Annotated in this window: 8 protein-coding genes; 1 reads left to right on the top strand and 7 read right to left on the bottom strand. The window is 71.5% G+C overall.

Features of this window, described 5'->3' with window-relative positions:
• A partial coding sequence (locus C2L59_RS21880) for a glycoside hydrolase family 6 protein (RefSeq protein ID WP_103351377.1) occupies positions 1-984 on the bottom strand: 984 nt, incomplete at its 3' end.
• 468 nt (positions 985-1,452) lie between these two features.
• On the opposite strand from C2L59_RS21880, the gene C2L59_RS21885 reads away from it, so the two are divergent.
• On the top strand, positions 1,453-3,285 hold the full coding sequence (locus C2L59_RS21885; RefSeq protein ID WP_103351378.1) for an RICIN domain-containing protein: 1,833 nt from the start codon (positions 1,453-1,455) through the stop codon (positions 3,283-3,285).
• 40 nt (positions 3,286-3,325) lie between these two features.
• Here C2L59_RS21885 and C2L59_RS21890 read toward each other — a convergent pair whose 3' ends face one another.
• From C2L59_RS21890 to C2L59_RS21915, 6 genes are all read right to left on the bottom strand, one after another.
• A complete protein-coding gene (locus C2L59_RS21890; protein WP_103351379.1) occupies positions 3,326-4,219 on the bottom strand; it encodes a LacI family DNA-binding transcriptional regulator in 894 nt (297 codons plus the stop codon).
• Between the two features lie 135 nt (positions 4,220-4,354).
• Positions 4,355-5,995 carry a ricin-type beta-trefoil lectin domain protein gene (locus C2L59_RS21895; RefSeq protein ID WP_233223625.1) on the bottom strand — a complete coding sequence of 547 codons (1,641 nt, stop codon included), beginning with the start codon at positions 5,993-5,995 and terminating at the stop codon, positions 4,355-4,357.
• Between the two features lie 94 nt (positions 5,996-6,089).
• Positions 6,090-7,253, bottom strand: a complete 1,164-nt coding sequence (locus tag C2L59_RS21900) for a ricin-type beta-trefoil lectin domain protein (RefSeq protein ID WP_103351380.1) — start codon at positions 7,251-7,253, stop codon at positions 6,090-6,092.
• A 34-nt stretch (positions 7,254-7,287) separates the two neighbouring features.
• Positions 7,288-8,373, bottom strand: a complete 1,086-nt coding sequence (locus C2L59_RS21905) for a ricin-type beta-trefoil lectin domain protein (RefSeq protein ID WP_103351381.1) — start codon at positions 8,371-8,373, stop codon at positions 7,288-7,290.
• 10 nt (positions 8,374-8,383) lie between these two features.
• Entirely contained in the window at positions 8,384-10,357 is a 1,974-nt protein-coding gene (locus tag C2L59_RS21910) for an alpha-L-fucosidase (RefSeq protein ID WP_103351382.1), read from the bottom strand.
• Between the two features lie 11 nt (positions 10,358-10,368).
• Positions 10,369-11,829, bottom strand: a complete 1,461-nt coding sequence (locus C2L59_RS21915) for an arabinofuranosidase catalytic domain-containing protein (RefSeq protein ID WP_103351383.1) — start codon at positions 11,827-11,829, stop codon at positions 10,369-10,371.

The following is an 11,829-nucleotide window of genomic DNA, read 5'->3' on the forward strand; positions in this document are numbered from 1 at the left end:
GGTGGGCGTGGTGGGTGTGGTCGGAGTCGTCGGCGTGGTGGTCTGGACCGGGCCCGCCGCGATCGCCAGGTCGTACGCGCGCTGCGGGACGAACTGGCCCGCCGTTGCGATGCAGCCGTCCGCCTCGCCCGGGGGCTTGATCCACAGGAACGCCGCGATCTGGCCGTCGCCGGTCTGGTCCGTGCTCGGGGTGCCGATCGCGCGGCCCGCCGGGTCGCACCACTCGCTGCCCTGGGGGCCGTTGCCGTTGCGGCTCGTGTCGACCACCGCCTTCAGGCGGGAGTCGCCCAGCTGGCCGAGAATCGCTTTGTCGTACGCCACTTCGTCGGCCGTGGCGCGGTAGTTGGACACGTTGGTGGAGATGCCGTCGGCGCTGTTGGCGATGTCGGCCGACCGCAGGCGCGAGGCCGCGTCGCCCGGCGAGAGCCACGCCGAATGCCCGATGTCGAAGTACACCTTCGCCTGGGAAGAACCGGCTTTCAGCTTCTTGCCCGCGTACGCGATCGACGCCGTCGTCTGGCTCTGCTGGTCGCCGCTCTGGCAGTTCGTCATCAGGGCCAGCACGTCCGGCTCGAGCACGATGGCCGCCGGGCGGCCCGCCAGGCCCGCCGCCACCTGGTCGATCCACGCCCGGTACGCGTCGTGGGACGGCGCGCCGCCGCCGCTCGCGCCGCCGCAGTCGCGGTTGGGGATGTCGTAGACGACCATGATCGGGACCTTGCCCGCCGCGGCCGCCGCGCCGACGTAGGCGTCCACCTCGCTCCGGACCGTGGACGTGTTCGTCGTGGTGAACCACCTCGCCTGCGGCACCGAGGCGATGCGGTCGCGGATGACCGCGGTCCGCGAGTCGCCGGGGTTCGCCGCGACCCACTTGGCCGCGTTGGTGCCCGGGTCGACGTAGAACGCCGAGCCGGCCGCGCTGGCCCACGTGGTGATGACGACGACCCCGCTCGTGGCGAGGGCGGCGATCACCCCGGCCGCCATTGCCCTGCTTCGCATGTAAGTTTCTCCTTCGACCGAACCGCTGACGCTGGTGCCTGCGGCGGCGGCCACCCGGGTGCCCACGGCCGCAGGCCGGCGATCGGGCGGGATTCCCGGCCTGGACCTGGGCCGATCCGCCATCCGCAGCCGGCCCCGCCGCGTGCGGGGGCTCGCCTGTCGTCGCCGATCCGAACTGGCTGGGAGCGCTCCCAGCGACCCGGAACTGTAGCCGGGAAACCGCGATCGGAAAAGGGCCGTTCGATCTCTTCGAATCCGGTGAAACCGTCGAACCGATTCGACCTCGCCGCACCCGGAAGCCGCCCGGAGGGGGACGCCACCCTTCGGGCGGGCCGCTGGGCGGATCCGGTTCGACCTCCGAACTTCCCTTGTACGAACGAGATCGGACGCGTACCTTCTTGCGTGGTCGAACCGGTTCGATGCCTTGGTCCCCCTGCCCCGAAGGAGTCGCACGTGGACAGCACGATCGAACGACGACGTCCCCGCCGCGGCCTGGCTGCCCTGATGGTGAGCCTGGCCCTCGCCGGCGGGGTCGCGGTGAGCCCCGCCCAGGCCGCGGACGAGGCCGTTTCGGTGGACTTCTCCGTCGCCGGAGGCACGCCCACCTACCGCGCGTCCGGGTGGATCTACGGCATGACCGAGAACGCCTCGGCGCCGGCGGACCACTTCTTCCGCGACGTGAAGTTCCAGGCCATGCGCGCGGGCGGCGCGCAGCTCGACAGCCCCGGCGGCTGGGTGGCCGGGCGGTACGACCGGCGGTGGAACGCCACCCGCGCCCAGCTGCTGCGCACCCGCGCCCTCGGCGGTCAGTTCGTCCTGCTGGTGCACGACCTCTGGGGCGCGGACGGCGCGGCGATCTCCCGTTTCCCGGGCGACAACGGCGACTGGACCGACTACGACAACTTCCTCACCCGGCTGATCTCCGACGTGCGCGCGACCGGCGCCCCGGTGCAGTGGGACCTGTGGAACGAGCCCAACATCTCGCTGTTCTGGAACCGCCCGCAGGCGCAGTACTTCGAGCTGTGGCGACGCGGCTACCAGCGCATCCGCGCCGCCTTCCCCGGTCAGCTCATCGTCGGCCCGAGCTGCGCGTGCGTCCCGTCCGGCGGCGGGTGGTGGACGCAGTACCTCGACTTCGTCAAGTCCGCCAACGCGGTGCCGGACATCGTCAGCTGGCACTCGCTGCCGGGCGACCCGGTGGCCAACGTCGCCGCCGCGAACGCCTCGCTCGACCCGCGCGGCATCCCGCACCCGAGGCCGTACCAGATCAACGAATACGGCGCGCCGAACGAGCAGAACCCGGGTGACGGCGCCTGGTACATCGCCCGGCTGGAGCGGGCGGGCGCCGACGGCCTGCGCGCCAACTGGGCGAGCGGGGCGAACCTGCACAACGACCTCGCGAACCTGCTGACCCGCAACTCCGCGGGGCAGTACCTGCCCAAGGGCGAGTGGTGGGTCCACCGGTTCTACGCCTCGCAGACCGGCCGGATCGCGTCCGTCACGCCCACCGCGGCCTACGACGCCTTCGCGACGAAGACGGCCGGCAACGCGAAGGTCCTCGTCGGCGGCGGCAGCTCGACCGGGAACCTGGCGGTCACCCTGCGCGGGCTGGACACCACCAGCGGCATCGTCCAGGACAACCAGGTGCGGGTGCTCGTCCAGCGCATCCCGTACAACGGCGGCGGCGCGGTCCAGGGGCCGGTCACCGTGCAGAACTCCGTGGTGACCGTGGCCGGCAACGCCGTGACGGTCAACGTCGCGCACGCCGACGCGGACGAGACGTCCACCATCACGCTCCTGCCGCCCGGGGACAGCGGGTTCTCCTCCGTCGCCGTCGCCCAGCACTCCCAGCAGTGCCTGGACAACACGAACCTGGTGATGGCCGACGGGAACCAGCAGCAGCAGTACTCCTGCGAAGGCGGGGACCAGCAGCTGTGGAACTTCCGCCCGGTGACCGGCGCCGCCGGCACCTACACGGTGGTCAGCCAGCAGACGGGCAAGTGCCTCGCGGTGAGCGGCGCGTCGGCCGCCGACGGCGCCGCCGTCCAGCAGTGGACGTGCGCCGACGGCTCGCCCAGCCAGCAGTTCACCCTCCGGAAGGTGACCTACGGCGGCAACGACCCCCGCGACTACCAGCTCGTCGCCCGGCACAGCGGCAAGTGCGTGGACGTGTCGGGGGTTTCGACGGCGCCGGGTGCGCAGGTCCTGCAGTGGACGTGCAAGCCGGTGGGCCAGAGCAGCCCGCTGAACCAGACCTGGCGGCTGTGGGGGAAGGCGCCGGCCTGACCGGGGCCGGGAACCGGGTGCTCGCGCAGCCGGTTCCCGGTCACCGGAGCGGCGGGGGCGCGGTGCTGGTGCGGGCGGCGAGTTCCGGGGCCAGCAGCCGGATCCCGGGTTCGGTGGCCCCCGCCAGCTGCCCGATCACCGTCTCGACGGCCAGCGCGCCGATCTCGCGCGCCGGGATCGCCACGGTGGTCAGCTCGAGGGGGTGGTGCGCCGCCAGGCTTTCCGGGCAGACCGCGACGAGCGAAATGTCGTCGGGCACCCGCAGGCCCCGCCGGCTCAGCCCGGCCAGCACCGACGGCAGCGCCGTTTCGTTGTGCACGACCAGCGCCGTGACGTCCGGGTGCCGGCTGAACAGCGCGTCCAGGCCCCGCAGCGTCCGCCAGTGGGTGTTGCCCCACGCCAGCGTCGTCGACCGGATGCCCCGGCGGGCCGCTTCCGCCGTGAACCCCCGCACGAGCCGGGTCGCGGAACTCGTGCCGCGGCGGTAGGCCGACGGCGGTGAGCCGATCAGGGCCACGTGCCGGTGGCCCAGGCCGGCGAGGTGGCCGAGGCACAACGCGCCCGCAGCGGCGAAGTCCAGGTCCAGGCAGCCGAGCCCGCGCGGCCGGTCCGGGACGCCGATCAGCACCGCCGGCCGGCCCAGGCCGAGCAGCACCGCCACCCGCGGGTCGGCGGCCTCGACGTCCATTACCACGACCCCGTCGGCGACCGACGAGGACACCGCGCGGCGCAGCGCGGCCGGGCCGTCTTCGGCCGTGAGCAGGAGCAGGGCGTGGTCGCGGGCGCCGGCTTCGGCGATCGCCGCGGTCACGAACTCCTGCACCACGACGTCGTGGGCGCCGGCGCGCAGCGGGACGACCAAGGCGAGGACGTGCGTCCGGGACCCGGCCGTGGGCCGGGTCCCGGTGCGCCGATGGTGACCGCGCTTGCGCATGCGTACTCGACTACCCCCAGAAGACGACGGCCCGGCCGGTTCGTCGAACCGCATCGACAACTCTCGAAGCTAGAGGACACTTCGGGGACGCGCAAGGCGTCGAAGCGATTCGATCACCGGCCGGCGGCCCGGCGGTCACGCCGCGGGCACCGTCCACTGCTGGTTCGGCTGGCCGTTGCAGGACCACAGGACCAGCTTGGTGCCGTTCGCCGTCCCCTGGCCGCTCGCGTCGAGGCAGAGGCCGGACTGCGCGCCCGTCACCGTGCCGTTCGCGTTCACCGTCCACTGCTGGTTGGCCTGGCCGTTGCAGTCCCAGACGACCACCGCGGTCCCGTTCGCCGTGCCCTGGCCGGACGCGTCGAGGCACTTGCCGCCGGACACCGTCAGCTGCCGGGCCGCGGTGCGCGTCCAGGTCTGGCTCGGCCGGCTCTGGCAGTCCTGCAGCAGCACCTGGGTGCCGTTGGCCGAGCTCCCGGCGTCGGCGCAGCGGCCGGACTGCTTGCCGGTGATCGGGCCGCCGCCCGTCGGCGTGCCGTCGCTGCCGGTGACGGTGAGCAGGACCGCCTCCCCGGCCGGGACCGAAGCCGCGTAGCTGCCGGTGAAGCTCCCACGGTCGGCGCCGGCCCACACGTCCCGGACCGCGGCCGCGCCGGTCAGGCCGAGCGAAGCCCACCGGGCGGTGATCGTCGCGGCCGCGCCGGTGCGGTTGAGCAGGACGACGGCCCGGCGCCCGGTGCCGGTCAGCACCTTCGAGTACACCTGCAGCCCGGTGGCGTCCTCGGCGGCCTTCGTGCCCTGCCGCCCGAGCGCGTCCTGGTCGACGGCGATCATCTCGCGGTTGGTCAGCGCGGCGCGGGTGGCGGCGCTCATGTCGCTCAGCTTGTTGCCGGCGATCAGCGGCGCGCCCGAGATCGCCCACAGGCTCAGGTGGGTCCGGTTCTGCGCGTCCGAGAAGCCGGACAGGCCGGCGACGAGCATGTCGGGATCGTTGTAGTGGCCCGGGCTCTGCGCGCCCGGGTGCTGCGCGGCGTCAAAGTTGGCCAGCACGCGGGACATCGACGGCTTCTCGCCCCAGTAGATGATGTCGCCGCTGGTCCGCCAGAGGTCGGCGATGCCCGGCGCCCAGTTCCACGGCTGGTTCCCGCCCCATTCGCAGACGGAGAACGTCATCGGCCGCCCGGTCTGGGCCGTGGCGCGGGCGATCGAGTCGCTGATCGCGGTGTAGCTGGCGCGCGCGTCGAGCCGCTCGGCGTTGCCGCCGCACCAGTCGACCTTCACGTAGTCGAAGCCCCAGCGGGAGAACTGGAGGAAGTCCTGGTCGTAGTGGCCCTCGGCGCCGCTGCCGGGGTAGGCCGGGTGCCCGGTCGGGTAGTAGTAGCCGCAGCCGTTGCGGCCGGCGTCGGTGTAGATGCCCGCCCTCAGGCCCTTGCTGTGGATGTAGGCGGTGATGGCGGACATCCCGCCGGGCCACTTCGTGGTGTCCACGGTGATGTTGCCGCCCGAGTCGCGGCTGCCGGTCCACCAGCCGTCGTCGATGTTGACGTACTCGTAGCCGGCGTCCTTCATCCCGGAACTGACCATGGCGTCCGCCTGCTGCTCGATGGCCGTGTGGTCGATGGCCCCGGCGAAGGAGTTCCACGAGTTCCACCCCATGGGTGGCTTGGTGATCGGCGCGGCCGCGGCACCCGGCGGCGTCACGGCGCCGATCGAGGCGGCGACCAGTCCGAAGAGGACGATGACTGTCCTCCACAGGGGACGGTGACTTGCGTGCGACAACGGAAACTCCCAGCGACATCGACGGGGGGCCGGACTGCGGCGGAATGTGAACGCTAACACAAGGCCGCAGCCCGGCCGGAAAATTTCACGGATATCAGCGCAGGGACCAGACCTGGTTGGCCTGGGTGCCGTTGCCGGCGCAGTCCCAGAGCTGCACGCGGGTGCCGTTGGCGGTGGCCTGCCCGCTCGCGTCCAGGCACCGCCCGGACTGCGGGTTGGTGATGGTCCCGTTGCCGTTCACCTGCCAGTTCTGGCCGCCTGAACCGGTGCAGCTCCACAGCCGCGCCGGGCTGCCGTTGGCGGTCGAGCTGTTCGCGTCCAGGCACTTGCCGGTGGCGGGGTTGGTCAACGTGCTGCCGGTGCGCACCCACTTCTGGTTGTTCCCGCCGTGGCAGTCCCACAGCTCGACCGCGGTGCCGTCGGCGGTGCCGTTCGCCTCGATGTCCAGGCAGCGGCCGCTGCCCTGGCCCACGATGGCCTGCCCGGTGCCGCCGTTGTTGCTCCCCGCGGTGACGTCGGCGGAGAAGGAGTTGACCGCGAGGCCGACGCCGCCGCTCCACGGCTCGAAGCCGGCCTGGATGCTGGTCAGGTACCAGGAACTGTCGACCCGGGTGCGGGCGTCGACGTCCCGGAGGAAGTCCAGCACGTTGAACGACCAGCTCGAGATGGCCGACGTGGCCACGTAGGACACCACGTCGTTGCCGCCGTTGTTGCCCTGCCACACCTCCCAGCTCCGGCCGCCGATCGACGTGGTACCCACCCGGCTGCCGACCGGCTGGACCCCGCCGGTGCGGTTGAACCAGATCATCAGTTCCATCTGGTTGACCCCGGTCGTCTTCGCGGTCGGGTCCATCCAGATGTCGTAGGAGGCGTCGAACGTCGACCCGCCGACGTAGTTGTACGAGATCGACGACGGCACGCTGCCGATCTGGCTCAGCTGCCGCGGCAGGTTCGTCCCCGGCGAGCAGTTCCCGTAGTGGCAGCCGACGTAGATCGCCGGGTAGGACAGCGGTGCTCCGCCGGAGGTGGAACCCTGCTGCGTCTGGATCCGGAACCCGTTGCCCGTGACGTTGATGCACTGCTGGGCGCTGCTGCCCCAGCGGTTGTTCATCACGACGTACTTGCCGCCGACCGTGGTCGACCCGTACTGGTCGCAGATCAGGGTGTCGGCGTGCGCGGCCGGGGCCGTGCCGGCGGCCGGGGCGACGAGCCCCGCCACGGCCAGCGCGACCACGGCCAAGGCGTGCTTGAGTTTCATCGCGGTGTCCCTTCGGTTCCCGTGGCCGGAGCGCTCAGCGCAGCGTCCACTGCTGGTTGGCCTGGCCGTTGCAGGTCCACAGGACCAGCTTCGTGCCGTTGGCGGTGCCCTGGCCGGTCGCGTCGACGCAGAGGCCGGACTGCACGCTTGTGATCGCGCCGTTCGCACCGACCGTCCACTGCTGGTTGGTTCCGCCGTGGCAGTCCCACACGATCACCGCCGTGCCGGCCGCCGTGCCCGCCCCGGACGCGTCCAGGCACTTCGACCCGGCGACCGACAGCTGCGCGCCGGTCCGGGTCCACGCCTGGCCGGACCCGCTGCCGCAGTCCTGCAGCTGCACCTGCGTGCCGTTGGCCGCGCTCCCGGCGTCGGCGCAGCGGCCCGACTGCGTGCCGACGACCTGCTTGGCCCCCGACGTCCCCGGGGTGCCGATGCTGCCGGGCACCGCCTGCAGGGCCGCGTACCAGGTCGCGGCCATCTTGTCGTAGCCGGTGGCCGTCGGGTGGACGCCGTCGATCAGGTCGGCGGTGGTGAGGGCGGCGTGCTGGTCGACCAGGTGCACGTGCTTGCCCGCGTTCTGCTTGCTCTGCACGATCCCGGGCACCGCCGCGTTGAACGTCCGCGCCGCGGCCTCCTGGCCGGAGTTGGCGATCGGGATGATCGTCGCGACGAAGACCTCGGCGTCCGGTGCCGTGGCGGTGATGTGGTCGACCAGGGCCGACAGGCGGCTGGGCGCCTGGCCGACGTTGTAGTTCTGCAGCACGTCGTTCGTGCCGATGTGCAGCAGGATCGTGTGCGGGGTGGTGGTGCGCAGCCAGGAGACGATGTTCGCGTCGATCTGGTCGATCCGCCAGCCCGGGTGACCTTCGTGGTCGTGGTCGCCGAGCGTGGCCGGGCCGTTGAACTGCGACCCGACGAAGTCCACCTGGTAGCCGCCCGACGTGACGCGCTGCCACAGCCCGATCCGGTACCCGCCCGGCACCTGGGTGCCGTCGGTGATCGAGTCGCCCAGCGGCATGACCCGCACCCCGCCGTTCGATTCCGCGGCCGCCGTGCCGGGCAGGAGCGCCCCGGCGACCAGGGCCGCCGCGGCGGCGAGCCACCGCAGTCGTGATGTCATGGTTTCTCCCTCAGACGCCGGTGATCGTCCATTGGTTGTTGGTGCTGCTGTTGGGTGCCCACAACCCGGCTTCGGAACCGGCGGCCGTGCGGCCCATACCGTCCAGCGCGGTGCCGGTGCCCCGGTTGACGATCTGGTACCGGCCGTTGCCCAGGCTCGTCAGCCGCCACTGCTGGCCGGCGCTGCCGTTCGACGTCGCCTCCAGGCAGGCGGCGCCGTTCGCGGAGTTGCCGCCGCTGTCGGCGACCAGGCCGTTGGTGCGGTTGACGATCCGGTAGTAGCCGCCGCCCGCGTCGGCCAGCTGCCACTGCAGGTTCGTGCTGCCGTCCCAGTTCCACTGCTTGAGGTGCGACCCGGAGGCGACGCTCCCGCCGCCGTCCAGCACCAGCCCGGTGGCCACGTTGGCGATCCGCGCCCAGCCGGTCGGCAGGGGTGCGGACCCCGGCGTGGGGACCGGGCCCGAGAACGTCAGCTTCACCACGTACGCCAGGGCGTCGAACGGCGGGTTCGCCGACGGCATCGTGATGTGCAGGCCCGAACCGTCCTGGCTGCGGGTGGGCAGGTTCGTGACGCCGCCCGCGGCCGGCCCGAGCAGCTGGACCGACGTCAGCGTCGACAGGTTGATCCGGTTCGAGCCGAGGGTGGTGAGGTGGAAGGTGCTGCCCGGCCAGCCCAGCACGGTCGCGTACAGCACGGTGTTGTCCTTGCTGCGGGTGAACCGGATGTCGGTCCGGGTGCCCTCCACCGGGGTGGTGAACGAGCCGCCGCCCATCTTCGTCGGCCCCTCGCCGTACACCGCCCAGGCGCGGGTGGCGTAGAGCGACTCGCCGAACCGCTTCAGGTGGTCGCCGATGCCGAGCAGGATCGTGCGCTGCCCGGCCGGGATGGTGCCGTCGGCCATCGGCGCAATGTTCAGCAGCATGTTGCCGTTCTTGCTGATCCGGTCGATCAGCGAGTGCAGCATGGCCTTGACCGAGTAGTAGCCGATCCCGGCCGTGTAGCACCAGCTGGAACTGGACACGCTGTCGTCGGTCAGCCAGTACGGGGTCATGATGTCACCCGGGCCGCCGCGTTCGAAGTCGAACACCTCCCCGCGGTTGTTGAACCCGTCCTTGTAGGAGGCGACGACGTCCTTGTTCCAGGCGACGGCCTGGTTGTAGTAGTGCGAGAGGAAGTTCAGCCGCTGGCTTTCGTCCACCAGGTTCAGGTCGAAGTCCTGGTAGACGAGGTCGGGCTGGTAGCCGTCGACCACTTCGCGGAGCTTGTCGTACCACAGCTGGTTTTCCGCGGTCCGGCCGTTCTGGCCGAACAGCCGCCGCAGCGACTCGGTCGGCTGGTTCGGCACGTGGTCGTAGTAGCCGTTGAAGTGGTAGGCGTGGTGCAGCGCGGTGACGAGCTTGAGGCCTCTGGCGCGGATCGCGTCCGCGTGCAGCCGCAGCAGGTCCAGTTGCGGCCCGGTGCGGACCGAGTTCCACTCGTTGGCGGTGCTGTTCCACATCGAGTAGCCGTCGTGGTGCTCGGCGACCGGCCCGGCGAACTTCGCGCCGGCGTCGGCGAACAGCTGCGCCCACTCGGCCGGGTCGAAGTTCCCGCCCGCAGACTTGAGCTTCGGCGCGAACTGGACCCAGTTGCCCGCCTTGTCCCGGGCACCGGTGATGAAGTTCTGGTACGGCCAGGCCGACGGATCGCCGTACACGGCCTTGTGGTGGTTGTTCTCGCTGGAGCCACCGATGTACATGTTGCGCGGGTACCACTCGTTGCCGAACCCGGGGACGCTGAACACGCCCCAGTGGTAGTAGATGCCGAACTTGGCGTCCTGGAACCACTCCGGCGCGGGCGGGTGCTGGTCGACCGACGACCAGCTCGGGCTGTAGCTGCCCGGCCCTTCCGTGGCCCACACGGTCCGGACGCGGAACACGCTCGCCGTGACGGCGACGCCGGTCACCGCGAGCAGCCTGCGCCGCGAGAGCTCGAACGAAGACATGACGGAGCCTTTCAGCCGAGGGTCCACTTCTGGTTGTTCGCGGCGGTGCAGGTGGCGAGCTGGACCGCGGTGCCGTTCGCCGTCCCGGACCCGGTGACGTCGAGGCACAGCCCGGACTGCGCCCCGGAGACGGTGCCGTTGGCGTTGAACGTCCAGTGCTGGTTGGGCTGCCCGTTGCAGTTCCAGATGATCACCTTGGTGCCGGGGGTGGTGCCCTGGCCGCTGGCGTCGAGGCACCGGGTTCCGTTGTAGACGGTCAGCTCGCCGGTGCCGCCGCGGGTCCACGTCTGGTTGGTGCCGCCGTTGCAGTCCCAGATCTGCACCTGGGTACCGGGGTTCGTGCTGACGCCGTTGACGTCCAGGCACCGGTTCGAGCCGGCCCCGCGCAGCGCACCCGTCGTCGCCGGGCCGCCGCCGGTGCCGTAGCCGGCCGCGGTGATGTTCGCCTGCACCGCGTTCTCGGTCGCGTCGGACGGGAAGCCGCTGGTCACCGCGCCTTCGAAGAACTCGCCGACGCCGGAGACGCTGTTGTCGCCGCCGGTGCCCAGCAGGATCGACGGCTCCAGCTTCATCGGCGAGTAGCCGCGCGGCAGCCCGCCGGAGTACGGGGTGGTGAGCCCGCCGGTGGTGGCGTCGCCGTACTTGAGGGTGAAGTTGCTGGTGCCGTTGTTCTTCAGCCACGCGCTGACGAACGGGTGGTGCACGCCTTGGTTGTTCGGGTCCTTGTTGGACCCGGAACCGGTGTGGTACATGCCGTTCTCCAGGTCGGCCTCCACCCACGGGCCGGTGCCGGTGCAGCCGTTGAACCAGCACGCGGTGCCCCAGTAGATGGCGTTCATGGTGGCGTTGCCGGTGTCGTTGTGCGAGATCTCCCCGCTGCCGTAGTCGAAGCAGCACCACTGGTTGACGTAGTTCGACGAGGTGATCATGTAGATCCCCTCGGGCTGCGCGCCGACCGGGACGTTCTTGGCGTTGTCGACGCGGTAGCCGACGCCCTGGGTGACCTTGATCCCGTACGCCGGGTGCCCGCCGACCGTCACGGGCAGCGCCATCGCGTCCGCGCCGATGTCGGACCCGTTCGGGCCGGGACCCTTCCAGAACCCGCCCCACGAGATCGGCAGGTCGTTGTGGTTCGCGGTCTGGTCGTAGATCTTCGTGACGGTGCACCGGGTACCGGCGCAGAACGACACCTGCGGGGCCGAGTCGGCGTACCCGCCGGCCTCCAGCAGGCCGACGTCCAGGTACCGCTGGTCGGACGCGCGCTGGATCTGGTACAGCGGCCCGCTGTACGCCCCGAACAGCGCGCGCGTGGTGCTGTGCGCGGTGACGCACGGGGTGCCGCCCGCGGCGTAGATGTCGCACGCCTGCTGCGTCGCGGCCCCGGCGGCCGGGCCGAGCCCGAGCAGGGTGCCGGCGATGAGCGGGAGCGCCGCGGCCGTGGTCAGCAGCTTTCTCTTCAGCGACGGGAGCAT

Origin of the sequence: Amycolatopsis sp. CA-128772, assembly GCF_002904295.1 — a bacterium.
Taxonomy (GTDB): Bacteria; Actinomycetota; Actinomycetes; order Mycobacteriales; family Pseudonocardiaceae; genus Amycolatopsis.

Coding starts and splice junctions, on each gene's coding strand:
- C2L59_RS21890 (WP_103351379.1), bottom strand. CDS start 4,219: ATGCGCAAGCGCGGTCACCATCGGCGCACCGGGACCCGGCCCACGGCC.
- C2L59_RS21900 (WP_103351380.1), bottom strand. CDS start 7,253: ATGAAACTCAAGCACGCCTTGGCCGTGGTCGCGCTGGCCGTGGCGGGG.
- C2L59_RS21905 (WP_103351381.1), bottom strand. CDS start 8,373: ATGACATCACGACTGCGGTGGCTCGCCGCCGCGGCGGCCCTGGTCGCC.
- C2L59_RS21910 (WP_103351382.1), bottom strand. CDS start 10,357: ATGTCTTCGTTCGAGCTCTCGCGGCGCAGGCTGCTCGCGGTGACCGGC.
- C2L59_RS21915 (WP_103351383.1), bottom strand. CDS start 11,829: ATGCTCCCGTCGCTGAAGAGAAAGCTGCTGACCACGGCCGCGGCGCTC.